This is a genomic window from Streptomyces anulatus, assembly GCF_014650675.1.
Classification (GTDB): domain Bacteria; phylum Actinomycetota; class Actinomycetes; order Streptomycetales; family Streptomycetaceae; genus Streptomyces; species Streptomyces anulatus.
Genome location: NZ_BMVK01000001.1, coordinates 38217 through 62486 on the forward strand (window position 1 = coordinate 38217; position 24270 = coordinate 62486).

Below are 24270 nucleotides of genomic sequence, written 5' to 3' on the forward strand. Positions count from 1 at the left end.
TCGCCTCGTGCGAGACGTCGGCCCTTCGGGGTTCCGGTACTACCGAGCCTACGTGAGACCGCTGACATCGGGGTGGCCCGTTTGCCACGAGGCGTGGCCGGGCCGCGTCGTAGGACTCTACGACGCGGCCCGGCCGCCGACCGTGGGTGATGAGCCGAAGGGCCCGTCGGTGACGATCCGAAGGGGCCCGTCCCGGTGTGCTCAGTGGGCTCCGACGCCGGTGAGGGACTTGACCTCCAGTTCGGCGTACTTGTCCGTGTCGGGCTTCTCCTTGGAGAGCAGGGAGCCGACCCAGCCGAGCAGGAAGCCGAGCGGGATCGAGATCAGGCCGGGGTTCTCCAGCGGGAACCAGGCGAAGTCGACGTCCGGGAACATCGAGGTCGGCTTGGAGGAGACGACCGGCGAGAACAGCACCAGCAGCACGGAGGAGGCGAGGCCTCCGTAGATGGACCAGAGGGCGCCCTGCGTGGTGAAGCGCTTCCAGAAGAGGCTGTAGAGGATCGTCGGCAGGTTGGCGGAGGCGGCGACCGCGAAGGCCAGGGCGACGAGCCCGGCGACGTTCAGGTCGCGGGCGAGTGCGCCGAGGCCGATGGAGACGACGCCGATCGCGACGGTGGCCCAGCGTGCGGCGCGGACCTCTTCCTTTTCGGTGGCCTGCCCCCTGCGGATGACGTTGGCGTAGATGTCGTGCGCGAAGGACGAGGAGGAGGCGAGGGTGAGTCCGGCGACGACGGCGAGGATGGTGGCGAAGGCGACGGCGGAGATCACCGCGAGGAGGATGGCGCCGCCGGTGGATCCGGAGCCGCCGCCGATCTCCAGTGCGGCGAGTGGCGCCGCGGTGTTGCCCGCCTTGTTGGAGGCGATGATGTCGCCGGGCTTGAGGATCGCCGCGGCGCCGAAGCCGAGCACGATCGTCATCAGGTAGAAGGCGCCGATGATGCCGATCGCCCAGTTCACGGACTTACGGGCGGCCTTGGCGGTGGGCACGGTGTAGAAGCGGATCAGGATGTGCGGCAGGCCGGCGGTGCCGAGGACCAGGGCGATGCCGAGCGAGATGAAGTCCAGCTTCGAGACGCTGTCGGCGCCGTACTTCAGACCGGGCTCCAGGAAGGCCGCGCCCTTGCCGCTGTTGCTGGCGGCGGTGCCGAGCAGGTCGGAGATGTTGAAGTTGAACTTCAGCAGGATCAGGAAGGTGATGAGCAGGGTGCCCGCGATGAGCAGGACGGCCTTGACCATCTGCACCCAGGTGGTGCCCTTCATGCCGCCGATGGTGACGTAGAGGATCATGAGCACGCCGACCAGGGCGACGATGAGGATCTTCCCGGCGTCGCTGGTGATGCCGAGCAGCAGCGAGACGAGGACGCCCGCGCCTGCCATCTGGGCCAGCAGGTAGAAGATCGAGACGACGATCGTGGACGTGCCGGCGGCGGTGCGGACGGGGCGCTGGCGCATCCGGTAGGCGAGGACGTCGCCCATGGTGTAGCGGCCGGAGTTGCGCAGCGGTTCGGCGACCAGGAGCAGGGCGACGAGCCAGGCGACGAGGAAGCCGATGGAGTACAGGAAGCCGTCGTACCCGAAGAGCGCGATGGCTCCGGCGATGCCGAGGAAGGACGCGGCGGACATGTAGTCGCCGGAGACCGCGAGTCCGTTCTGGAATCCGGTGAACTGGCGGCCGCCCGCGTAGAAGTCGGAGGCGCTCTTGGTCTGGCGGCCCGCCCACACGGTGATGACGAGGGTCGCCACGACGAAGGCGGCGAACAGCGTGATGATCAGCGGCCGGTGCTCGCTCGCGCCCTCGGTGGCGGCGAGCTGGACGGTGGGATAGAGGGCGTGGGCGGCGCTCATACGTCGGCCTCCATACGGGACTTGATCGCGTCGGCCTTGGGGTCGAGCTTGGTGGCGGCGTGCCGGGAGTAGAGCCAGGCGATGAGGAAGGTGGTGACGAACTGGGCGAGTCCGAGGACGAGCGCCATGTTGATGTTGCCGACGACCTCGGTGGCCATGAATCCGCCCGCGTAGTTGCAGAGCAGGACGTAGAGCAGGTACCAGGTCACGAAGGCGATGGTCAGGGGGAAGGCGAAGGAGCGGTGGGAGCGGCGCAGGTCGGCGAAGTCCGGGCTCGCCTGCATCGCGACGAACGCCTCGGTGGTGGGCTGGACGGGGCCGGCGGGCGAACCGCCCTCGGGCGGCGGTGCATCGGTAGCCACGGAATCTCCTCGCGACGCGGGTGCGGTGGTCTGGGGGACGGTGGGTGTCATGGGAAGCCTCGATACCGGGGGGTCGGTGATGTGCCTCCTGGACAACGGCACGGAGGGCGCGACGAACCGGTTCACCGCGTCTTTCGCCTTCTCGGAGGTGTCGCGGTGCGTCCGGTTGCCCGGAAGTCCCCCGTCCACATTCAGCCGCACAGGTCACTCTTCGAACTCACTTGCCCGTAAGCGTTGATGCACCGGGATGATCAGCGATAGCTTCACTCGTCATGTACGCGACCGAGCACGCCAGGTGTCCGGTCGTTCGGCACGGATGATGTGGAGAACCCATGGCTCATCTGGCATCGAGACGGACCCGCGCACTCGCGGTGCCCGTCGGACTCGCGCTGACCGCATCGCTCGGCTTCCTGCCGACGGCGACGGCCACGGCGGCGCCCACCGGCGAGCAGACCTCCGCGAGTGTGCGGACCGACGGGCCGAAGCTGTCCTACGTGGTCAACACCCGGGGCGGCCACGGCACCGTCAAGAACGTCAAGAAGGCGATCGCCAAGGCCGGCGGCACTGTCGTCATCGCCTATGAGCAGATCGGCGTCATCGTCGTCCACTCGCAGAACCCCGCGTTCGGCGAAACGATTCGTCGGGTACGCGGCGTGGAGTCGGCGGGCGCCACCCGCACGAACCCGATCGTCCCGCAGGCCACCAAGGACGTCGGCTCGATAGCACAGCCGCTCACCGCCGAGCAGGCGGCGGCCGCCGCCGCGGACGCGAAGGCCGGCGAGGACCCGCTGGAGCCCCTCCAGTGGTCGCTGCCCGCGATCAAGGCGGACAAGGCGCACGAGAAGACGCTGGGTTCGAAGAAGGTGACGGTCGCCGTCATCGACACGGGCGTCGACGACACCCACCCGGACCTGGCCCCGAACTTCGACACCGGCGCCTCGGCCAACTGCGTGTCGGGCGCTCCGGACACCACCGCCGGCTCCTGGCGTCCGGCGGCGGGCGAGAGCGACCACGGCACGCATGTCGCGGGCACCATCGCCGCCGCGAAGAACGGCGCCGGCGTCACCGGCGTCGCCCCGGGCGTGAAGGTGTCGGGCATCAAGGTGTCGAACCCGGACGGGTTCTTCTACACCGAGGCCGTCGTCTGCGGGTTCCTCTGGGCCGCCGAGCGCGGCGTCGAGGTGACCAACAACAGCTACTACACCGACCCGTGGCTGTTCAACTGCAAGAACGACCCGGACCAGGGCGCCCTGGTCGACGCCCTCACCCGCGCCGTGAAGTACGCGGAGCGCAAGGGCACGGTCAACGTCGCGGCGGCCGGGAACTCCCGCCACGACCTGGCGCTCGACGCGATCGAGGACACGACCAGCCCGAACGACACCGAGGCGGTCACGCGGACGGTCGACCCGAGCGCGTGCCCGGACATCCCGACCATGCTGCCGGGTGTCGTGACGGTCTCCGCGACGGGTGCGAAGGGCCTGAAGTCCTCGTACTCGAACTACGGCAAGGGCATCATCGACGTGGCGGCCCCGGGCGGTGACTCGACGGTCTACCAGACCCCCGAGCCGCCGGCCGTCAACGGGCTGATCCTGTCGACGCTGCCGGGCGGCAAGTTCGGCTACAAGGCCGGTACGTCGATGGCGTCCCCGCACGTCGCGGGCGTCGTGGCGCTGATCAAGTCGAAGCACCCCTACGCCTCGCCGGCCGCGGTGAAGGCGCTGCTGACGCTCGAGGCGGACGCGAAGGCGTGCGGTGAGCCGTACGACATCAACGGTGACGGCGTCATCGACGCGGTCTGCGAGGGCGGCAAGAACTACAACGGCTTCTACGGGGCCGGAGTGGTCGACGCGCTGGACGCGGTGCGCTGGTAGGCACGTGACCGAGCAAGGAGCGAGGGCCCGGGGAGAACGTTCTCCCCGGGCCCTCGCCCCGTGTCGGGGCGCTACGGCGTGATCAGGACCTTCAGAGCGGTCCGCTCGTCCATCTCCTTGTAGCCGACGGGCACCTCGTCCAGGCCGATGGACCGGTCGAAGACGGGCGACGGGTCGATCGTGCCGTCCAGCACGTCCGGGAGCAGCTCCGGTATGTACGTGCGTACGGGGGCGACGCCGCCGCGCAGGGCGATGTTCCGCCCGAACATCACGCCGAGGTCCACGCCGGTGGCGCTGCCGTGCGGGACGCCGACGTAGCCGATGGAGCCGCCGTCGCGGACGATGCCGAGGGCGGTGCGCATCGACTGCTCGGTGCCGACGGCCTCGATGACGCTGTGCGCGCCCTCGCCCCGGGTCAGCTCGCGGACGGCGGCGAGGGCCGCCGCGCCGTCACCGACGACCGCGACGGTGCCGCCCGGCGCGACGCCCGCGCCGACGGCGGCGTGGTGTCCGGTGCCCAGGACGTCGGAGAGCGCCAGCAGGGCGGTGAGCAGGCGGTCGTCGGATGCGGCGGCGGCCGGGAGCTTGACCAGGGTGCCGTCGGCGTGGGGGACGCGGACGGCCTCGCCCTGGCCGCCGTCCGACTGCGCGCCGTCCGGGCCGACCGAGCCCCAGAAGCCGCCCTCGGGGCAGGAGGTGGTGAGGCCCTCGGCGCAGTAGGTGCAGGTGCCGTCGGACCAGACGAACGGGGCGACGGCCAGATCGCCGACGGCGAAGCCGTTCACCCCGGGGCCGACCTCCTCGACGACGCCGAGGAACTCGTGGCCGATGCGCTGACCGGACCGCCGGGCCGACTCGCCCCGGTAGGCCCACAGGTCGCTGCCGCAGATGCAGGCCCGCAGGACCCTGAGCACCACGTCGGTGGGCTGCTGGATCCCCGGGTCCGGCACCTCCTGCACCCGGATGTCGTGGGGGGCGTGGATAACGGTGGCGCGCATACGTTCGGGGTCCTTGCCGGTCTCAGATGCTGGTACCCCGTTCACGGTACGCCCCGGTTCGCCCGGTTCCCCCGGCCGGGGCCGCGGTGAGCACCCCGAGGGTCAGCAGGGCCTGGGCGGCGATGTAGGTGAGCATCACCCAGAAGTCGGGGGCGGGCGCCTGCGGCCATTCCGCGATGCCGGTGGCGATGAGGGCGTCGGAGAGCAGGAAGAGCGCCCCGCCGGCCGCCGCGTACGGGCCGAGCACGCCGGCCCGCCAGGCCATGGCGGTGAGCAGCAGGCTGTAGCCGGTCAGCGGGATACGCAGGTCCGCCGGGAGGTCCGGCCAGATCAGCACGAGGAAGACGACGAGGACGAGGACGTATCCGGCGCCCGTGGCCAGTGGCGCGCGGGCCCGGTCGCGGCCGAACAGCGTCAGGTAGCAGACATGGCCGACGGCGAAGGAGCCCATGCCGACGAGGAACGCCAGGTCGTTGTCGGCGAGCAGGAAGACGTCGCCGCCCCACCCGAACAGCAGGGCCGCGACGAGCAGCCGGGGTCCGCCGCGCAGTGCCGCGTACCCGGCGAGCAGCGGCATCAGCAGCGGCTTGGCGACCAAGTGGACGGTGTCGGCCCCGGCGAGGAGCCCGACCAGGTCCACCGCGGCGGCGAGGAGGAAGGCGAGGAGCACGGGGCGGGCGAAGCGCTCGGCGCGTCCGCCGTGCCCGGTGCCGCCGGGGCGGGACGCGGTGGCGGTCACGGGGTGCGCTCCGGGGCCGGGGCGGCGGAGGCCGCGGCAGGCGCGGAGGCGGCGGCGGGCGCGGAGGCGGTGGCGGGCGCGGAGGCGGTGGCCTGAGCGGGTACGGGGGCGGATGCCGAGGCCTCCGTCCCCGCTCCCACCCCCTCTCCCGCTCCAGCCGCTCCTGCCTTCGGCACCGGCTGCCAGCCCGGCCCGCGGAACACCCGTCCGGCCCGCTCGCTCCAGGTGTCGGCGGCCCTGACGTCCCGGGCGATGGCGGCGTACTCGTGGGTCGCGACGCGCAGCGGGTTGTGGGTGGAGATGTTCTTGGTGAGCCCGTAGACGGGCCGCTCGGTCTCGGCCGCGAAGGACCCGAACATCCGGTCCCAGACGATCAGGATCCCGCCGTAGTTGCGGTCCAGGTAGCCGCCCTGCGAGGCGTGGTGGACGCGGTGGTGGGAGGGCGTGTTGAGGACGTACTCGAAGGGGCGCGGGAGCTTGCCGACGCGCTCGGTGTGCACCCAGAACTGGTAGACGAGGTTGGCCGACTGGCAGAACGCGAGCGCCGCCGGGTGCACCCCGCAGGCGATCAGCGGCAGGTAGAAGGGCCAGACGGTCGCGGAGGTCCAGGGCTGGCGCAGTGCGGTGGTGAGGTTGAACTTCTCGCTGGAGTGGTGGACCACGTGGCAGGCCCACAGGATCCGGATCACATGGTGGCCCCGGTGGGACCAGTAGTAGAAGAAGTCCTGGGCCAGAAGCATCAGCAGGACGGTCCACCACAGCACGGGCACCCGCAGCGGCGTCAGTTCGTAGACCCCCATGTAGATCGCCAGGATGGGGATCTTCCACAGCAGGTCGAAGCCCAGGCTGCCGATGCCCATGGTGAGGCTGGTGGCGGCGTCCTTGGTCTCGTACCCGGCGGCGTCCTCGTCCGGGTGGAGGCGGTAACTGACCATCTCGATCACGGTGAGCAGCACGAAGGCCGGTATTGACCACAGCACGACATCGGGCAGGTTCGGCTCCATGCGAGCACCGTAGGGCCGCTGGTCGGCGAGGGCTAGACGTTGTTACCCACAAGTATGCGAGACCTGGCGTCAGCAGTCTTTGGCACCTTCTGCCAAGGGGCCGGCCGTAGGATCTACGGAACGCGTGCCGCCGAGGGGGAGGAACACACGTGTCCGGTACGGAAGTTGCCCTGTTACGGCTGGCCACGACGGTGATCGGCGCGGCGGCGAAGGCACTGCTGACCCCCGGGCCGGGCGCGCGCCTGGTCCCGGATCCGGTGCGCCCCCTCCCCCGCCCCGCGAAGCCGGACCGGCTGGCGAAGGTGCTCGCGGGCCGCATGGCCGATGCGTTCGCCGACCTGCCCGAGCACGAGCGGCTGGCCGCGCTCACCTCCGTACAGGACACGTTCGCGGCGGCGGACGAGCCGGACGCCGGACGGCTCTTCGCCCTGGAGCTGGACCCCGAGCGACTGCGCGCCGAGCTGTCGGCCCCCGCCGCCGGGCTGTCGGCGCGGGCCGTCGACCTGTACGAGGACCTGCTCGGCCGCTGCTGTGCGCACCTGGTGGAGCAGCTGACCGCACACCCGTCGTTCGCGGCGCGGGCGGCGGTGGAGCAGGTCCGCGCGACGGGGCGGACGCGGGAACTGGTGGAGGACGTACGCGACCGGGTCGGGCCGCGCCCGGACGCGGCGGATCTGGACTTCGAGCGGCGGTACGCGGAGTTCGTGGCGACGGCCAACGGCCGGGTGGAGCTGTTCGGGCTGACGCTGGGGCGGTCGGCCGGCGGGTGGCCGCTGGAGACGGCCTACATCAGTCTCTCGGTCAGCGGTTACGAGGTCGACGGCGGGCACGTTCCGGGGCAGCCGGTCCGGACCTCGATCGGGATCGAGCAGGCCCTCGGCGAGTGGGACCGGCTGCTGCTGCGCGGCCCGGCCGGTTCCGGCAAGAGCACGCTGGTGCAGTGGCTGGCGCTGAACGCCGCGCGGCAGACGTTCGGCGGCGAGCTGGCGGACTGGAACCGGTGCGTCCCCTTCGTCCTGCGCCTTCGCGCCTTCACGGCCCTCGACGTCCTGCCCGCCCCGGCGGACTTCCTGCGCGCGGCCGGTGTACCGCTGCACGGCTCGGCCCCGCCCGGCTGGGCGGACCGGCTGCTCCAACAGGGCCGGGCGCTGGTCCTCGTGGACGGGGTCGACGAGGTTCCGGACCGGCTCCGCAAGCGCACGGAACGCTGGCTGAGGGACCTGATCGCCGCCTATCCGCGGGCCAGGTACGTGGTGACGACCCGCCCGTCGGCGGTCCCGGAGACCTGGCTGTCCAGCTCCGGCTTCGAGCCGCACAGTTTGCTGGCGATGAGCCAGGAGGACGTCCGCGCCTTCATCGAACACTGGCACCGGGCGGCCCGCTCGGAGTGCCGCTCGGAGGAGGAACGCGCCGAGCTGGACCCGTACGAGAACGCCCTGCGCCGTGCGGTCGGGACGCGCAGGGACCTGGGACTGCTCGCGACGAACCCGCTGATGTGCGCCCTGCTCTGCGCGCTGAACCGGGACCGCCGGATGCAGCTGCCCCGGGCGCGCAAGGAGCTGTACGACGCGGCGCTGGACATGCTGCTGGTCCGGCGCGACACGGAGCGCGAGATCATCGGGGTGGAGGGCGTCGACCTGACCCGCGAGGAGCAGACGGCCCTGCTGCAACGACTCGCGTACTGGCTGATCCGCAACGGGCTGGTCGAGGCGCGGCAGGACGAGGCGGTGTCTCTGATCTCCGACTGGATGCGGGCCATGTCGCAGGTCCGGGGCGCCCCCGACCAGGTCTTCACACACCTGCTCAACCGGAGCGGTCTCCTGCGCGAACCGGCCCCGGGCGCGGTGGACTTCGTGCACCGGACGTTCCAGGACTACCTGGGCGCGAAGGCCGCCGTGGAAGCCCGTGACTTCGGCGTCCTGGTCCGCCACGCCCATGAGGACCAGTGGGACGACGTGGTGCAGATGGCGGTGGGTCACGCCCGGCCGGACGAGCGGGCGACGTTGCTCACGTCCTTGCTGGAGCGGGCGGACGCGGAGCCCGAGCACGGGCACCGGTTGGTCCTGCTGGCGGCGGGGAGTCTGGCCCATGCGCCGGAACTGGATCCGACGGTGCGGGAGGAGGTGGAGGCACGGACGGAGAGGCTGCTGCCGCCGGACAGCCAGGAGGACATCGACGAGCTGGCCAAGGTGGGCGATCTGGCACTGGAGCTGTTGTCGTCGATGCTGGACGGGCTGAACGATCGGGAAGCGGCTGCGGTCGTACGTACGGCCGGGGCGGTGGGCAGCGAAGCGGCGTACGAGCTGGTGAAGCAGTTCCGGGACGACGAGGACGAGTTGATCGGCGATGCCGTGTCCCAGGCCTGGGCAGGATTCGACGCGGAGCCGTACGCGCGGGAGATCATGGCTTTCCGTACCTGGGAAGGCAGCTATGCGCGAGCGGAGACCGAGGCGCAGCTCTCCGCACTGCACCACATCCCCGATCTGAGCGACGTACACGTGACGGGTGATCGCCATGATCTCTCCCAGGTGACCTCGCGGCAGGACGTGCAGCGGGTCTTCGTGTACCGCAACAGCCTGATCGAGGACGTGAGCGCACTCGCGGCCATGCCACGCCTGCGCGAGATCGGGTTGAGCGGCTGCCCACGGATCCGTTGCATCGAACCCCTGGCACGACCTGGGCTGGAGTGGCTGTCCCTTGCCGAACTCAACCCGTCACTCGATCCGTCCCCGCTCGCGAACATGCCGGATCTCCGGTTCTTGGCGCTCTGCCACCCCTTCGTCATGGAGAGCATCGGCGAACTCCCGGTCTGCGAACAGGTGACCGAACTCGAGCTGCCGCGGCAGACCCGCTACCTGAGCCTGGAGGGACTGGAGCGCTGGACGAGTCTGCGAGCGTTGAGCCTGTACGGCGTGACCCACCTCCGGCAGCTGAGCCGGATGCCGTCGCTGCACAACCTGGAGCGCATGCATCTGATGTACATGCCGAACATCGACCTGGAGTTGATGGCCCCACTCACCAGGCTGCACAAACTCTTCCTGGTAGCAGGCGACCAGCAGTTGGACCTCACCCCTCTCGGCGAACTCCCATCCCTCACTGCCCTCACCCTCCACGGGGACGAGGAGCCGTTCGATCTCGCTCCCCTCGCTGCCTCCGAAAACCTGACCATCCACCTGACCCACAACACCCACGTCACCGGCGCCGAACTCTTCCCGCCCGAGCGCATCGTCCGCCTCCGCTGACCGCGCGACCACGTCACCGGAGACGGCCGAATAGGGGACTGTCAGTCATGGCCCGTATTCTCTGTGACCATGCTCGACGACCGCCTGACAGCCGCACCATGGCCGACCGCCTACCCCCAGGGGTACGCGGTCGTCGACGTGGAGACCACCGGACTCGCCCGCGACGACCGGATAATCTCCGCCGCCGTCTACCGGCTGGACGCCCTGGGCAATGTCGAGGACCACTGGTACACGCTGGTCAACCCGGAGCGGGACCCCGGTCCCGTCTGGATCCACGGGCTGACGAGCGACGTGCTCGAAGGCGCGCCGCTCTTCCCCGACGTGGCCGCCGAGCTGTCGGAGCGGCTCAAGGACCGGGTGCTCGTCGCGCACAACGCGGCGTTCGACTGGTCGATGATCGCCCGGGAGTACGCACGGGCCTCGGTGATCGCCCCGGTCGAGCACCGGCTGTGCACGATCGCGCTGGCCAAGGAGCTGCGCCTGCCGCTGCCCAACCACAAGCTGGCCTCGCTCGCCGCGCATTTCGGAGTCGTGCAGCAGCAGGCCCACCACGCCCTGGACGACGCCCGGGTGCTCGCCGAGGCGTTCCGGCCGAGCCTGCACGCGGCGGCCCGGGGCGGGGTGCGGCTGCCCCTGCTGGAGTGCCGTCCGCTGACCGAGTGGTCCGACTCCCCCGTCACCCCGCGCGTCGGCTACCAGCCCTCCCGGCAGCAGAACAGCTGGCGGCCCTCGCGCAAGCGGCCGGCCTGCCCGTATCCCAACCCGGGGCGGTACGAGAAGGAGAAGCCGCTCCAGCAGGGGATGCGGGTGGCCTTCTCCGGGGACACCTCGATCGACCGGGAGCTGCTGGAGGACCGGGCGGTGGAGGCCGGCCTGCACGTGGCGACCAGTGTGTCGCGGCTGACCAGTCTGCTGGTGACCAACGATCCGGACGCGGCCACCTCCAAGACGCAGAAGGCCAAGACGTTCGGCACGCCGATCCTGGAGGAGAGCGCCTTCACCCATCTGCTGCGCGATGTGGCCCCCGCCGTACCGGCTCCGGGGGCGGCTCTGCCGCACCAGGCCCCCGCACCGTCATCGGAGTGAACCGGGCACGACTCGCCCGGCAGCCGCTCGCCCCGTGGCCGCCGGGCGTCCCACCCTGTGGCGCATGGCACGTTGCGAGGTTTGCGGAAACGACTACGGCATGTCCTTCGAGGTGCACGCGCAGGGCGCGGTGCACGTCTTCGACTGCTTCTCCTGCGCCATCCACCGCATGGCGCCGATCTGCGAGCACTGCCGGGTCCAGGTGATCGGGCAGGGCGTCGAGGTCGACGGGCACTGGTACTGCGGCGCCCACTGCGCCCGCGCCGAGGGGAAGGCAGGCATCGTGGACAAAGTGTGACGGAACATCCCATCGCCGGATCGCTCCGGCAGCACCCCTGAGTGCCGCACCCCATGACCCCGGTTGTACGGTCATGGGGTGTACCGCTTCCTGTTGACCCGGCAGTGGGTGATCCTCACCCTGCTCGGCCTCGCGCTGATCCCGACGATGATCGAGCTGGGTTTCTGGCAGTTCCACCGGCACGAACACCGGGTCGAGCAGAACGCGCTGATCTCGCGGAACCTCGACGCCCAGCCGGTCCCGGTCTCCGAACTCACCTCTCCCGGACACACCGTCCCGCGCTCGGACTACTGGCGGGCGGTCACCGCGACGGGGACGTTCGACACGGAGCACGAGGTGGTCGTCCGCCGCCGGACCTCGGACGACGACCGCATCGGCGTCCATGTCCTGACCCCGCTGGACCTCAAGGGCGGCGGCACCGTCCTGATCAACCGAGGCTGGGTCCCGGCCGCGCCGAACCAGACCGCCTTCCCCGACGTGCCGCCCGCGCCCCGGGGCGAAGTGACCGTCACCGGCCGCCTCAAGGCGGACGAGACGACCGGCAGCAGCGGCATCAAGGACCTGGCGGGACTGCCGGACCGGCAGGTGATGCTGATCAACAGCGACCAGCAGTCCCAGCTGCTGTCCCGGACGGTCCTCGGCGGGTACATCGAGCAGACCGCCCCCCGGCCGACGGGGGATCTGCCCGAGCAGATCGCCTCCCCCGACGACAGCTCGATCGGCCCGCACATGGCCTACGCCGTCCAGTGGTGGCTGTTCGTCGCCGCCGTCCCGGTCGGCTGGATCATTCTCGTACGCCGTGAGAAGCGCGACCGTGAGCAGGCCGCGGCCGAGAACGCGACGGCCGACGCCCCGGAGCAGCCCGAACCGGCGAGCGCCTGAGACTCCCGGCACACGCTCGGACCGTTGACCGGTCGGCTGGTTGACATCGGCCCGGTTCGGGAAAACGCCTGGCGTGACCCCACGCATCGAGGACTACGCCCTGATCGGCGATCTCCAGACCGCCGCGCTCGTCGGCAGGAACGGTTCCGTCGACTGGCTCTGCCTGCCCCGCTTCGATTCCGGCGCCTGCTTCGCCGCCCTCCTCGGCACCGAGGAGAACGGCCACTGGCGCATCGCGCCCAAGGGTGCGGGCGCCTCGGACACCTGCACCCGGCGCGGATACGCGGGTGACTCCCTGGTCCTGGAGACGTACTGGGAGACGCGGACCGGCACGGTGAAGGTCATCGACTTCATGCCGCAGCGCGACAGGTCGCCGGACCTGATGCGGATCGTCGAGGGCGTCAGCGGCACCGTCGACATGAGTTCGGTGCTGCGGCTGCGCTTCGACTTCGGTTCGGTGGTGCCCTGGGTGCGGCGGTCGCACGGCCACCGGGTGGCGGTCGCCGGCCCCGACTCCGTATGGCTGCGCAGCGAGCCGCCGGTCAAGACGTGGGGCCAGCAGTTCAGCACCTGCTCCTCGTTCACCGTCACCGAGGGCGAGAGCGTGGCGTTCGTCCTGACCTGGCACCCCTCGCACTCGCCGCGCCCGAAGCTCATCGACCCGCACAAGGCGTTGAAGCACACCCTGCACGACTGGGCGAAGTGGACCGCGCGGTGCACCTACGAAGGCCCCTACCGCGACGCCGTGCTGCGCTCCCTGATCACCCTGAAGGCGCTGACGTACGGCCCGACGGGCGGCATCGTGGCGGCCCCGACCACCTCCCTGCCGGAGGAGATCGGCGGCGTACGGAACTGGGACTACCGCTTCTGCTGGTTGCGGGACGCCACCCTGACGCTCGGGGCGATGGTCTCGGCCGGCTATCTGGAGGAGGCGGAGGCCTGGCGGGACTGGCTGCTGCGGGCCGTCGCCGGGGACCCGGCCGACCTCCAGATCATGTACGGGCTGGCGGGCGAGCGGCGGCTGCCCGAGTCGGAGCTGCCCTGGCTCGCCGGGTACGAGCACTCCCGGCCGGTGCGCACCGGCAACGCGGCCGTCCGGCAGCGTCAGCTCGATGTGTACGGCGAGGTCATCGACGCGCTCCGGCTCGCCCGCGTCGCCGGTCTCGGCGACAAGCCGCACGCCTGGAATCTCCAGCTCAGCCTGCTCGGCTTCCTGGAGTCGACCTGGCGCGAGCCGGACGAGGGGCTGTGGGAGATCCGCGGCGCCCGGCGGCACTTCGTGCACTCCAAGGTGATGGCCTGGGTCGCCGCCGACCGGGCGGTCCGCTCCCTGGAGGAGAATTCCGAGCTGCCCGGCGACCCGGAGCGCTGGCGGGCGATGCGGGACGCCGTGCACGCCGAGGTCTGCGAGAAGGGGTACGACCCCGAGCGGAACACCTTCACCCAGTCGTACGGGTCACGGGAGCTGGACGCCTCGACGCTGCTCATCGTGCGGACCGGGTTCCTGCCGCCGGACGACCCCCGGGTGATCGGCACGGTGGACGCGGTCCGCGAGGAGCTGGGCAGCGACGGTCTGGTCCGTCGCTACAGCACCCAGGGCGCCTCGGTGGACGGACTGCCGGGCGACGAGGGCGCGTTCCTCGCCTGCTCGTTCTGGCTGGTCGACGCGTTGCAGCGGATCGGCAGGCCGGACGAGGCGCGGGAGCTGTTCGAGCATCTGCTGGAGTTGCGCAACGACGTGGGTCTGCTGGCCGAGGAGTACGGCGTGGCGGCCGGGCGGCAGCTGGGCAACTTCCCGCAGGCCTTCAGTCATATCGGTCTGGTGAACTCCGCTGTCGACCTGGCCGGGGAGGACCCGGCAGGATAGGGCCATGGATCTTGGACTGAAGGACCGCGTCTACATCGTCACCGGAGCGACCCGGGGCCTCGGCAACGCCACGGCCCGCTCCTTGGCCGCCGACGGCGCGAAACTGATCATCACGGGCCGGGACGAGAAGTCCGTCGTGGAGGCCGCCGCCGAGCTGGGCCCGGACGCGGTCGGGCTCGCCGCCGACAACGCCGACCCGAGCGCCGCGCAGCGCCTGGTCGACACCGCGCGGGACCGCTTCGGGCGGCTCGACGGCATCCTCATCAGCGTCGGCGGACCTGCCCCCGGCTTCCTCGCGGACAACACGGACGACCAGTGGCAGACGGCGTTCGAGACGGTGTTCCTGGGAGCGGTACGGCTCGCCCGGACGGCGGCGGCGGCGCTCGGCGAGGGCGGCGTGATCGGCCTGGTGCTCTCCGGATCGGTCCATGAGCCGATCGCGGGGCTGACCATCTCCAACGGGCTGCGCCCCGGTCTCGCCGGTTTCGCCAAGTCGCTGGCCGATGAGCTGGGCCCGCGCGGCATCCGGGTGGTGGGCGTGCTGCCGGCCCGGATCGACACCGACCGGGTCCGCGAACTGGACGCCCTGTCCGGCGACGCGGAAGCCGCCCGTACCGCGAACGAGGCGCGGATCCCGCTGCGGCGCTACGGGACGCCCGAGGAGTTCGGGAAGACCGCGGCCTTCCTGCTCTCCCCCGCGGCCTCGTACCTGACGGGAATCATGGTCCCGGTCGACGGCGGAGCACGGCACGGCTTCTGACCGGACCGACGCTCCTCCGGTGCCGAAGGGGCCGTCAGGAAACCCGCTCCGCGCGGTGCTTGACGGCCTTGAGGCGTACCTCGGCGGGAAGTCCGTCCAGGCCCGCGGAGTTCCTGGCGTGTGCCAGCGCCCCGTCGACGACCGCGTTCAGCGTCCCCAGGGGCGCGGCGTGCGGTTCCATCAGCAGCCGGACCCGGGCCCGGGGCTCGGTGGGGCGGCCGGTCAGCATCGCCTGGGCGCGGGCCACTCCGTCGAGTCCGCCCGCCTCCTCGGCGAGGACGCTCTCCAGGGCGCGGCCCCGCAGCTGTGCCCCTTCGCCGTCGCCGCTGTCGACCAGTACGTCGGCGAGCCGGCCGCGGCGGAGCTGGGCCAGGAACCACCACAGGGCGAGGACCACGAGGACGGCCAGGACGGCGATCACCGTCGGCCACCACCAGCCGTCGTCGCGCCAGCGCTGCCGGTCGGCCACGCTGAGCAGCACGTCGGTCTTGCCGTCCCAGGGCCACCAGGACGGCACGGACACGCCGAGGCCGGCGGCGAGCACGGCTCCGCCGACGACGACCAGCACCAGCCCGGCCAGGGCCAGCAGGACCCGGTTGACGGTGGAGCGCATGCGGCTCATCCCTTCTTCGCCGGTCGGTGCACCTCGACGGAGAGGACCGGCGGCTTCGCCAGGCCCAGCTCCCGTACGGCGTTCTCCAGCACGGTGTCCAGGTCGGTCCGCACGTCGTCGAGTTCCCGGAAGTGGGAGAGCGCGCGCACCTTCGCCTTCCGCCGTCCCATCCTGACCCGCACGGACTGCACGCCGGACACCTCCACGGCCCGGTCCCGCAGGACCAGTGCGGCGGCGGTGCGGTCGAGTCCGGCCCGGACGTCGGCGCGGTCGCGGCGCATCGGCAGCAGGTCGCGCAGTCCGGGGGTGAGGGCGAGCAGGATCAGCCAGAGGCCGATCAACGCCGCGACGCCCGCCCCGATGAGCACCACGACGTCGTCCAGGTGCCGTTCGGCCAGTCCGTCGGCGAGGGAGCGACGCCACTGCATGGCCGGGTGGTCGGCCCGTACGGCGGCGATGTCGTAGAGCAGCAGCCCGGCCCCGCCCAGGAGCACGAGGGCCAGCAGGGCGGCCGGGACCCGGCGCGCGGACCAGAAGCGGCCGGCGCCGCTGTCGCCCTGTTCCAGGGTGGGGACCGGTTCGCGGGCGTCGGCCGAAGCGTCCGGGAGCGGTGTGTGCGCGTCGCCGTCGCCCTGTTCCACGGTGGGCATCCGCCGGGTGGAGCCGGTCGGTTCACCGGGTTCGGTCATCGGATCCTCCCCTGTGCGGCTCCGGCGGGGTGCAGCCGTTCGACCTGCACGGCCACCTCGGGCACCTCCATGCCGGCCAGTGCCTTGACCCGCTGGGCGACCCGGCGGCGTACGGCGCCGCACTGGCGGCCGATGTCGCTGGGGTAGCCGAGCTCCAGGCTGACGCGGACCCGGGCCGCGTCGCGGTGCACGGTGACCGTGGCACGGGGCGACGGCCCGTCCGCGGGCGGTTCGTCGATCGCCTCCTTCGCCGCCTGGGCGGCGATCTTGGCGACGACGCGGTCGGCGATCCGGGTCTCGCCCCGTTCGGCGGCGGCGACCCGGCCGGTCACCGCCGTCACCGTCGCCGGTCGCCGCGCTCGCGACTCCGGAAGAAGTCGCCGGGTTCCAGGTCACCGTCCAGGAAGCGGCCGGCGATGAAGCCGACCGCGCCCAGCGCGGCCACCAGGACGAAGGCTCCGAACCCGCCGAAGTATCCGGCGAACCCGAGTGCCATGCCGGCCAACAGGCCGGCGACAGCCATGCTCATCGTGTTTCTCTCCTCAACTGGCGTGCGACGGAGATGCGGAAGGGCTACTGGACCCGCTGTTCGGACTCGTCCTCGTCGTCCTCCTCGTCGGGCAGCTTGACGTCGCTGACCGCGATGTTGACCTCGACGACTTCGAGACCGGTCATGCGCTCCACCGCGGCGACGACGTTCTCGCGCACGTCGCGGGCCACGTCGGAGATGGACACGCCGTAGTCGACGACGATCTCCAGGTCGAGGGCCGCCTGGGACTCGCCGACCTCCGCCTTCACGCCGCGGGTGACGGACTTGCCGCCGCCGGGGACCCGGTCGCGGACGGCGCCGAACGTCCTCGACAGGCCGCTGCCCATCGCGTGGACGCCGGCCACGTCGCGGGCCGCCATTCCGGCGATCTTCTCGACGACGCCGTCGGCAATGGTGGTACGGCCCCGGGTGCCGGGGTCGCCGCCGCCACGCTTGCCGAGCGACTTGCCGCCCGAGCCGCTGTCGGGATTGTTGCGCTGGGAACTCTCAGTCATCGCCGATCTTCCCTTCGGGACAGGAGGGGACTTCCTTGCCCACGTTAAGTGCGCTTTCCCCATCCCGCGCCGTGGATGCGGCAGGCTGGGGCGATGACAACAGCGCGGGACCCGCAGAGGGTCGACGGATGGACCGCCGCGGTACGGCAACGGCTGGGCCTGGGCAGGCTGCTGCCGCTGGGCGGCCCGGCGGACGGCGCGTGGATCGCGGAGACGGCTGCCGCCGCGGTGCTGCGCGGGGCGACGGCCCGCCCCGGGACGGTGCTGGGGAAGCTGCGGATCGGCCCGACGGAGGAAGCGGTGGAGGCAGCGGTGGCCGGCGGCCACGACGCATCGCGGGACCCGGCGGAGCCGGTGCCGCCCCCGGCTCCGCCGAACGCGCTGCCGCCGGTAGCGCTGCGGATCGAGGCGGAGTTCTCCACCACCCCGGACCGGCCGCTGCCCGACGCCGCGGCGGCCCTGCGCGCGGCGCTCCTCGCGGCCGCCACCGCCCGGCTGGGTCTGGAGATCGCCGAGGTGGATCTGACGGTGACGGCATTGCTGGAGGTCGGTGCGGCCGATCAGGTGACGACGGCGGAGACGGCGCCGTCGGCCCGGGGCGCGGAGCCGGAGGGCGCGGTGGCGACGGCGGCCGCCGGGGTGCCGGGAGTGGTCTCGCTGACCCGCGTCATGGGCGGCCCGGTGCACACCGCCCCGGACCATGTGCGGGTCGAGGTGGCGGTGGCCGGGGACCACCGGGCGCTGGATGTCGCCCGGTCGGTGCGCACGGCGGTGGCGGCGGCCATGGAGGACCGCCTGCCGGTGTCGGTGCTGGTCACGGACGTGGTCAGTCGGTGATGCCCGCCAGGTCGCGGAGTCGGCGGCCCTGGGCGGCCCGCTCGGCGATGCGCTGCTCCTCGTAGTCGCGCGAGAGCGCGCCGCCGAGGAGTGCCTTCGTCTCGACGACGGCGTCGCGGGGCGCCGCCACCAGGGCCCCGGCCAGGTCGCGGGCCGCCGCGTCGAGCTGGTCGGCGGGGACCACGAGGTTGGCGAGGCCGGTGCGCTCGGCCTCCTCGGCGTGGACGAAGCGGCCGGTGGCGCAGATTTCGAGCGCGCGGGCGTACCCCACGAGGTGCACCAGGGGGTGGGTGCCCGTGAGGTCGGGAACGAGGCCGAGGCTGGTCTCGCGCATGGCGAACTGCACGTCCTCGGCGACGATCCGCAGATCGCAGGCGAGGGCGAGCTGGAAGCCGGCGCCGATGGCGTGGCCCTGTACCGCCGCGATCGACACGAGGTCGTTGCGGCGCCACCAGGTGAACGCCTCCTGGTACTCGGCGATGGTCGCGTCGAGCTCGGCCTCCGGGCCACGCGCCATGTCGAGGAACGACGGCTCGCCGTCGAAGCCCTCGGGAGTGAAGGCCTGCCGGTCGAGGCCCGCGGAGAAGGACATGCCCTCGCCACGGAGCACCACGACCCGGACCGTGCCGGGCAACGCCCTTCCGGCCTCGGTCAACGCCCGCCACAGAGCGGGAGACTGAGCGTTGCGCTTGGCCGGATTGGTGAGCGTCACCGTGGCGACGGCGTCGTCGACGGTGAGCCGTACGCCGTCCTTGTCGAGCACAGTGTCGAGCGAGGTCATGGGGCGCCTCCGGATGGGGTGCAGTCAGCACTCGGTATTAAGTGACTGAACAGTAACCACCCGGACGACCTTGCGGTCAGCCGGGTGGCCACCCCGAATTCCGTTGGGCCCGATGACGCCGAAACGCCGGCACGCCGAAAAGGTCGGAGGCCTCAGGCCGAAGCGGCCTTCTTGCCCCGTGTCGCGCCGCCGCGTCCTCGCAGCGTCACTCCGGACTCACTGAGCATCCGGTGGACGAATCCGTAGGAGCGGCCGGTTTCCTCGGCCAGCGCCCGGATGCTCGCACCGGAGTCGTACTTCTTCTTCAGGTCTGCCGCGAGCTTGTCACGCGCGGCGCCGGTTACCCGGCTGCCCTTCTTCAGAGTCTCGGCCACCCGTGCCTCCTCATGGGAAGTGCGCTCTGGACTCTCATGATCACCCCTCCCGCGCTTCCTGGCCACCCATTCGGCAAGGTCGGTGCGAGCGGTTTCCCTGACGAGAAGCACGTCGACACGAGCGGAATCCCCGATTCCAAAGGGCGCACGAGGGCGCACGGCCCCGACCGGCAGAAGAACAGGCAGGTCAGGGCCGTACGGGGAAAGGCGGCCGGAAAAGGGGCGCACGGCGGGTGAGCGCCGGGCGCACCACCGGAGTACGAGACGTCCTCACGCAGATGATGGATCACGCGTAGGCCGAATGATCTATCCCCGGTGGATCAGGCGAGGGCGACGAGGTCGCGGTAGTCCGCTCCCCAGAGGTCCTCCACGCCGTCCGGAAGCAGGATGATCCGCTCCGGCTGGAGCGCCTCGACGGCGCCTTCGTCGTGGGTGACGAGGACGACCGCGCCCTTGTAGGTGCGCAGCGCGCCGAGGATCTCCTCGCGGCTGGCGGGGTCGAGGTTGTTCGTCGGCTCGTCGAGCAGGAGCACGTTGGCGGAGGAGACGACCAGGGTCGCGAGGGCTAGCCGGGTCTTCTCGCCGCCGGAGAGCACGCCCGCGGGCTTGTCGACGTCGTCGCCGGAGAAGAGGAAGGAGCCGAGCGTCTTGCGGACCGCCACGAGGTCGAGGTCGGGCGCGGCGGAACGCATGTTCTCCAGGACCGTGCGCTCCGGGTCGAGGGTCTCGTGCTCCTGGGCGTAGTACCCGAGCTTGAGGCCGTGCCCCTCGATGATCTCGCCGGTGTCGGGCTTCTCAGCGCCGCCGAGGAGGCGCAGCAGCGTGGTCTTGCCGGCGCCGTTGAGGCCGAGGATGACGACGCGGGAGCCCTTGTCGATGGCGAGGTCGACGTCGGTGAAGATCTCCAGCGAGCCGTACGACTTCGAGAGGCCCTCCGCCATGAGCGGGGTCTTCCCGCAGGGCGAGGGGTCGGGGAAGCGCAGCTTGGCGACCTTGTCGGAGACCCGCACGGCCTCCAGGCCGGAGAGCAGCCGGTCGGCGCGCTTGGCCATGTTCTGAGCGGCGACGGTCTTGGTGGCCTTGGCGCGCATCTTGTCGGCCTGCGCGTTGAGGGTCGCGGCCTTCTTCTCGGCGTTCTGGCGCTCGCGCTTGCGGCGCTTCTCGTCGGCCTCGCGCTGCTGCTGGTAGAGCTTCCAGCCCATGTTGTAGACGTCGATCTGGGAGCGGTTGGCGTCGAGGTAGAACACCTTGTTGACGACCGTCTCGACCAGGTCGACGTCGTGGGAGATCACGATGAAGCCGCCGCGGTAGGACTTGAGGTAGTCGCGCAGCCAGACGATGGAGTCGGCGTCGAGGTGGTTGGTCGGCTCGTCCAGGAGCAGCGTGTCGGCGTCCGAGAAGAGGATCCGGGCCAGCTCGACGCGGCGGCGCTGACCGCCGGAGAGCGTGTGCAGCGGCTGGCCGAGCACCCGGTCGGGCAGGCTGAGCGCGGCGGCGATGGTGGCGGCCTCGGCCTCGGCGGCGTATCCGCCCTTGGTGAGGAACTCCGTCTCCAGGCGCTCGTACTTCTTCATGGCCTTCTCGCGGGTGGCACCCTGCCCGTTCGCCATCCGGTCCTCGTTCTCGCGCATCTTGCGCAGGATCGTGTCGAGACCGCGGGCGGAGAGGATGCGGTCACGGGCGAGGATGTCGAGGTCGCCGGTGCGCGGGTCCTGCGGGAGGTAGCCCACCTCGCCGGACTTGGTGATGGTGCCCCCGGCGGGGGTGCCCTCGCCCGCGAGGCACTTGGTGAGGGTGGTCTTGCCCGCTCCGTTGCGGCCGACGAGGCCGATGCGGTCGCCCTTGGCGATGCGGAAGGAAGCGGATTCGATGAGGATGCGGGCGCCGGCGCGCAGCTCGATGCCGGAAGCGGTGATCACGGAAAAACTCCAGGGCAGTATGGACGGCGGAGGGACGAGGGCGGAGGTCTCTCGACGCCGCTAATGCACAAGGAGGAAGGCCATACAGCCCATTCTACTGGCGGTACGCAACTTCTTTTCCGCGTGCCCGTCGGGACGAACCGTCCGATACTCGGCGCAGGGCGGCACCCCCGTCGCCCACCCGAGCCCGAGGGTGGTGCGACCGTGCAGTTCGACGACGACGCCGATCTGGACACCTCCGAGGTCCAGGATGTCCGCGGCAGCCGGATCCCGGGCGGGAAGGCCACCGTGGGCGGCGGCATCGCCGGGGTGATCGCCCTGATCCTGGGCCTGCTCTTCGGCGTCGGGCCCGATCAGCTCGGGCTCTCCTCCGGTGACGCGGACCCCGCGGCGACCTCGTCGTCGGCGGGGCAGGTGCGGGAGAACTGCCTGAAGGGGCAGGACGCGAACAGCCGGGAGGACTGCCGGACGGTGGCGGTGGTCAACAGCGTGCAGGACTTCTGGCGTCAGGAGTTCGCGCGGCGCGACGCGGACTACTCGGCCGCCCCGACGGTCCTGTTCAGCGGGCAGGTCGGCACCGCGTGCGGGGCCGCCACCTCAGCGGTCGGGCCGTTCTACTGCCCCGGCGACCGGAAGGTCTATCTGGACCTCGGGTTCTTCGACGACCTGCGGACGAAGTTCGGCTCCAGCGGCGGGCCGTTCGCCCAGGCGTACGTCGTGGCCCATGAGTACGGCCACCATGTGCAGAACCAGATGGGCACGCTGAGCCGGTCGCAGGACGGGCGGCAGGGCGAGGACAGCAACGCGGTGAAGGTGGAGCTGCAGGCCGACTGCTACGCCGGGGTCTGGGCGCACCACGCCACGACGACGCCGGACGAGTCGACCGGCCGGCCGCTGATCACGGAGCTGACCCGGGCGGATGTCCGGGACGGCCTGGACGCGGCGGCGGCGGTCGGCGACGACCGGATCCAGGAGAGGTACCAGGGCCGGGTCACCCCGGAGTCGTGGACGCACGGTTCGGCCGCGCAGCGGCAGCAGTGGTTCTCCACCGGGTTCCGCACGGGCGACATGGCGCGGTGCGACACCTTCGCCTGATACGAACCGAACCAAGCCGATCCGGTCTGAACCGTACGCGCCTGACCTGCGGGAACGCTTCCCGGGAGGGCATTGTCAGAGCCCGGTGGAAGACTGAGACGCAGATCACATCAGGGTGGTCCGGACGGCAGAGGCGACACCGGGAGAGGCGAGTGCGATGACAGACGGGGCGAGCGGCGTTCCCACGATCTACCCGACGATCCTGTACGACGACGCGAAGGCCGCGATCAGGACGCTGACGCAGGGCCTCGGCTTCACCGAGGAGGCGGTCTACGAGGGGGAGAACGGCAGCGTGCTGCATGCCGAGCTGTCCTGCGGCAACGGCAGGGTGATGCTCGGTTCCAAGGGGCGCGAGGGACTGTTCGCGCAGGCGATGACGGGCGCGGGCCCGGCGGGGGTGTACGTGGTGGTCGAAGAGGTGGACGAGCACTACGCCCGCGCCAAGGAGTTCGGCGTGGAGATCCTCATGGAGCCGACCGACCAGGACTACGGTTCCCGGGACTACATGGCACGGGACGCCGAGGGCAATGTGTGGAGCTTCGGGACGTACGCCCCGGGGTCCGGCTGAGCGGACCCCGGCGGCCGGCGGCTCAGGCCCCTCCGGTGTGCACCTGGAAGGCGGCCCGGCGGACCGCCTTGGCCAGGGCCGGGTCCGGGTGGGCCGCGGCCAGGGCGACCAGGACCTGGACGGTGCGCGGGTGGCCGACGGCCCTGACCTCGTCGAGCAGGGCCGGGACGGTGCCCTGGACGGCGGAGTCGAGGTGGCGCACCAGCAGCCCGGTCTCGCCGTGGTCGGCCACCGCGGCGGCCGTGTCGACCCAGAGCCAGGTGGCTTCCTCGCGGCTGAGGACGTCCTGGGCGTCGTCCGGGTCGTTGCCCTCGTACTCGGCGAGCCAGAGCAGCGCGTAGGGCCGCAGCGAGGGTTCGGCGAGCACGGCGCGGACCTCGGGCTCGGCGGGGGCGCCGACGACCCTCAGCGCCTCGAAGGCCAGTCCGCGCAGCAGCGCGTCCTCGCCCCGGGCGACGGTCAGCAGTTCGGCGACGGCACTGCCCACGGTGCGGGCGGCGAGCCAGGCGCGGTACTCGGCGCGGGCCGGGCCGGGGGTGAGCCGGGCGCAGCCGAGGAGCATGTCGGCGGCGGACTGCTCGATGTTTCCGGCCGGGCTCTGGGCGGCGACGCAGATCTGTTCCAGCTTGACCCAGACCGCCCAGTTGCCGAGCGGGGTGAGGGTGGCGTGCCCTTTGCCGAGGGTCAGGGCCCCGACGGCGGCGAGGCCCTCCAGGGCCCAGTCGAGCAGCAGGGCGTTGAGGTCGGCGCTCCTGGCGGGTCCGGCGGCGGATTCGGCCGTCCCTGCCCGGGCGGCGGTCTCCGCCGGGGCGGGCGCGGTTCTGCCGGGCCCCAGGGGCACTTCGCAGCGCTCCTCCTGGAGTTCGGCGACGCGCTGGCCGAGAAGGTCCAGCAGTGCGGGGACGGTGACGGGGCCCGCGGAGAGCTGGAGGAGGGAGAGCACCTGGGGCACGGCCTCGACGGCTTCGGCGACCGCGCCCGCCTCGATGTCGGCCGGTGCGGCGTGGACGAGCGACCAGGCGTCGAAGAGCGCCACCCAGCCGCGCAGGACGGCGGAGTCGTCCCGGTCCCAGGCGCGCAGCCGCCAGCCGGGGCGGGCGGTGTCGCCGTGCAGTTCGATCAGTCCGGCCAGCCGGGCCCTGTCCCAGCCGGCGCGGACCTGCGCCGGGGAGAGTTCCAGGGCGGTGGCCGCCCGTTCGAGGGCATGGGCCGCGAGCGGGGCGGCGGTGCCCGGCCCCGGCGTGCCGGCCGCCCAGTGGGCGATGCGCACGGCGTCGGCGAGCACCGCCCTGGCCTGGCGCGCCAGTTCCGTACGGGGCGGGGTGCCCTCGGGGGGCCGGGGAGCCGGCCTGGTACGCCGGGTCGTCACGGCCTTGCGGGCGGTGGCGAGGGGTCG

The 24270-nt window shown here is 71.7% G+C and carries 24 protein-coding genes; 10 read left to right on the forward strand and 14 right to left on the reverse strand.

The window, feature by feature from the left end; genetic code table 11:
• Positions 1-201: 201 nt before the first annotated feature.
• Both IE272_RS00175 and IE272_RS00180 read right to left on the reverse strand, forming a co-directional pair.
• Positions 202-1845 carry a monocarboxylic acid transporter gene (locus IE272_RS00175; RefSeq protein ID WP_007459431.1) on the reverse strand — a complete coding sequence of 548 codons (1644 nt, stop codon included), beginning with the start codon at positions 1843-1845 and terminating at the stop codon, positions 202-204.
• On the reverse strand, positions 1842-2207 hold the full coding sequence (locus IE272_RS00180) for a DUF485 domain-containing protein (protein ID WP_050358244.1): 366 nt from the start codon (positions 2205-2207) through the stop codon (positions 1842-1844). Before IE272_RS00180 ends, IE272_RS00175 begins: the two co-directional genes overlap by 4 nt.
• Positions 2208-2539: 332 nt before the next feature.
• Here IE272_RS00180 and IE272_RS00185 point away from each other — a divergent pair, with 332 nt between their 5' ends.
• Positions 2540-4078, forward strand: a complete 1539-nt coding sequence (locus tag IE272_RS00185; protein WP_050358243.1) for a S8 family peptidase — start codon at positions 2540-2542, stop codon at positions 4076-4078.
• 71 nt (positions 4079-4149) lie between these two features.
• On the opposite strand, the gene IE272_RS00190 is transcribed toward IE272_RS00185, so the two are convergent.
• The 3 genes from IE272_RS00190 to IE272_RS00200 are packed head-to-tail and all read right to left on the reverse strand — an operon-like array spanning position 4150 to position 6819.
• Positions 4150-5076: an alcohol dehydrogenase catalytic domain-containing protein gene (locus tag IE272_RS00190; RefSeq protein ID WP_190006000.1), complete on the reverse strand. Its 927-nt coding sequence runs from the start codon at positions 5074-5076 to the stop codon at positions 4150-4152.
• A 22-nt stretch (positions 5077-5098) separates the two neighbouring features.
• Positions 5099-5815, reverse strand: coding sequence for a lysoplasmalogenase (locus tag IE272_RS00195; protein ID WP_190006001.1), 717 nt, complete (start codon positions 5813-5815; stop codon positions 5099-5101).
• The gene (locus IE272_RS00200; protein ID WP_190006002.1) at positions 5812-6819 is read right to left on the reverse strand and encodes a sterol desaturase family protein; all 1008 of its coding nucleotides are present in this window, start codon (positions 6817-6819) and stop codon (positions 5812-5814) included. The genes IE272_RS00195 and IE272_RS00200 overlap by 4 nt, the downstream gene beginning before the upstream one ends.
• A gap of 149 nt (positions 6820-6968) precedes the next feature.
• Between IE272_RS00200 and IE272_RS00205 the strand changes: the two genes are divergently transcribed.
• From IE272_RS00205 to IE272_RS00230, 6 genes are all read left to right on the forward strand, one after another.
• A complete protein-coding gene (locus tag IE272_RS00205) occupies positions 6969-10061 on the forward strand; it encodes an NACHT domain-containing protein (protein WP_190006003.1) in 3093 nt (1030 codons plus the stop codon).
• 63 nt (positions 10062-10124) lie between these two features.
• Positions 10125-11147 (forward strand): DEDDh family exonuclease, encoded by a 1023-nt coding sequence (locus tag IE272_RS00210; RefSeq protein ID WP_050358238.1) that lies wholly within the window; start codon positions 10125-10127, stop codon positions 11145-11147.
• Between the two features lie 64 nt (positions 11148-11211).
• Positions 11212-11445, forward strand: coding sequence for a metallothionein (locus IE272_RS00215; protein ID WP_007459448.1), 234 nt, complete (start codon positions 11212-11214; stop codon positions 11443-11445).
• Positions 11446-11523: 78 nt separating this feature from the next.
• Positions 11524-12327, forward strand: a complete 804-nt coding sequence (locus IE272_RS00220; protein ID WP_050358237.1) for an SURF1 family cytochrome oxidase biogenesis protein — start codon at positions 11524-11526, stop codon at positions 12325-12327.
• Positions 12328-12400: 73 nt separating this feature from the next.
• On the forward strand, positions 12401-14194 hold the full coding sequence (locus tag IE272_RS00225; RefSeq protein WP_050358236.1) for a glycoside hydrolase family 15 protein: 1794 nt from the start codon (positions 12401-12403) through the stop codon (positions 14192-14194).
• A 4-nt stretch (positions 14195-14198) separates the two neighbouring features.
• Entirely contained in the window at positions 14199-14954 is a 756-nt protein-coding gene (locus tag IE272_RS00230; protein ID WP_007459454.1) for an SDR family oxidoreductase, read from the forward strand.
• A 34-nt stretch (positions 14955-14988) separates the two neighbouring features.
• Here the strand turns inward: IE272_RS00230 and amaP are convergent, their stop codons facing one another.
• Genes amaP through IE272_RS00255 form a run of 5 tightly spaced genes read right to left on the reverse strand, consistent with a single transcriptional unit; the run spans position 14989 to position 17300 of the window.
• On the reverse strand, positions 14989-15567 hold the full coding sequence (gene amaP / locus IE272_RS00235; protein WP_050358235.1) for an alkaline shock response membrane anchor protein AmaP: 579 nt from the start codon (positions 15565-15567) through the stop codon (positions 14989-14991).
• 5 nt (positions 15568-15572) lie between these two features.
• Positions 15573-16256, reverse strand: coding sequence for a DUF6286 domain-containing protein (locus IE272_RS00240; RefSeq protein ID WP_190006004.1), 684 nt, complete (start codon positions 16254-16256; stop codon positions 15573-15575).
• Positions 16253-16597 (reverse strand): Asp23/Gls24 family envelope stress response protein, encoded by a 345-nt coding sequence (locus IE272_RS00245; RefSeq protein ID WP_050358233.1) that lies wholly within the window; start codon positions 16595-16597, stop codon positions 16253-16255. The genes IE272_RS00240 and IE272_RS00245 overlap by 4 nt, the downstream gene beginning before the upstream one ends.
• On the reverse strand, positions 16594-16785 hold the full coding sequence (locus IE272_RS00250; RefSeq protein WP_012381448.1) for a hypothetical protein: 192 nt from the start codon (positions 16783-16785) through the stop codon (positions 16594-16596). The genes IE272_RS00245 and IE272_RS00250 overlap by 4 nt, the downstream gene beginning before the upstream one ends.
• Before the next feature lie 44 nt (positions 16786-16829).
• On the reverse strand, positions 16830-17300 hold the full coding sequence (locus tag IE272_RS00255; protein ID WP_050358232.1) for an Asp23/Gls24 family envelope stress response protein: 471 nt from the start codon (positions 17298-17300) through the stop codon (positions 16830-16832).
• 93 nt (positions 17301-17393) lie between these two features.
• Here IE272_RS00255 and IE272_RS00260 point away from each other — a divergent pair, with 93 nt between their 5' ends.
• On the forward strand, positions 17394-18137 hold the full coding sequence (locus IE272_RS00260) for a hypothetical protein (RefSeq protein WP_050358231.1): 744 nt from the start codon (positions 17394-17396) through the stop codon (positions 18135-18137).
• On the opposite strand, the gene IE272_RS00265 is transcribed toward IE272_RS00260, so the two are convergent.
• The 3 genes from IE272_RS00265 to IE272_RS00275 form a co-directional block, all read right to left on the reverse strand.
• Positions 18127-18918, reverse strand: coding sequence for an enoyl-CoA hydratase/isomerase family protein (locus tag IE272_RS00265; RefSeq protein ID WP_050358230.1), 792 nt, complete (start codon positions 18916-18918; stop codon positions 18127-18129). The two genes, IE272_RS00260 and IE272_RS00265, sit on opposite strands and share 11 nt — an antisense overlap.
• A 152-nt stretch (positions 18919-19070) precedes the next feature.
• A complete protein-coding gene (locus tag IE272_RS00270) occupies positions 19071-19292 on the reverse strand; it encodes a helix-turn-helix domain-containing protein (RefSeq protein WP_006123601.1) in 222 nt (73 codons plus the stop codon).
• Between the two features lie 320 nt (positions 19293-19612).
• On the reverse strand, positions 19613-21211 hold the full coding sequence (locus IE272_RS00275) for an ABC-F family ATP-binding cassette domain-containing protein (RefSeq protein WP_007459479.1): 1599 nt from the start codon (positions 21209-21211) through the stop codon (positions 19613-19615).
• Positions 21212-21415: 204 nt separating this feature from the next.
• Here IE272_RS00275 and ypfJ point away from each other — a divergent pair, with 204 nt between their 5' ends.
• Positions 21416-22306 (forward strand): KPN_02809 family neutral zinc metallopeptidase, encoded by an 891-nt coding sequence (gene ypfJ / locus IE272_RS00280; protein ID WP_190006005.1) that lies wholly within the window; start codon positions 21416-21418, stop codon positions 22304-22306.
• Between the two features lie 157 nt (positions 22307-22463).
• Entirely contained in the window at positions 22464-22874 is a 411-nt protein-coding gene (locus IE272_RS00285; RefSeq protein WP_190006006.1) for a VOC family protein, read from the forward strand.
• Between the two features lie 22 nt (positions 22875-22896).
• Here the strand turns inward: IE272_RS00285 and IE272_RS00290 are convergent, their stop codons facing one another.
• Positions 22897-24243 carry a hypothetical protein gene (locus IE272_RS00290; RefSeq protein WP_050358310.1) on the reverse strand — a complete coding sequence of 449 codons (1347 nt, stop codon included), beginning with the start codon at positions 24241-24243 and terminating at the stop codon, positions 22897-22899.
• Positions 24244-24270 lie beyond the last annotated feature (27 nt).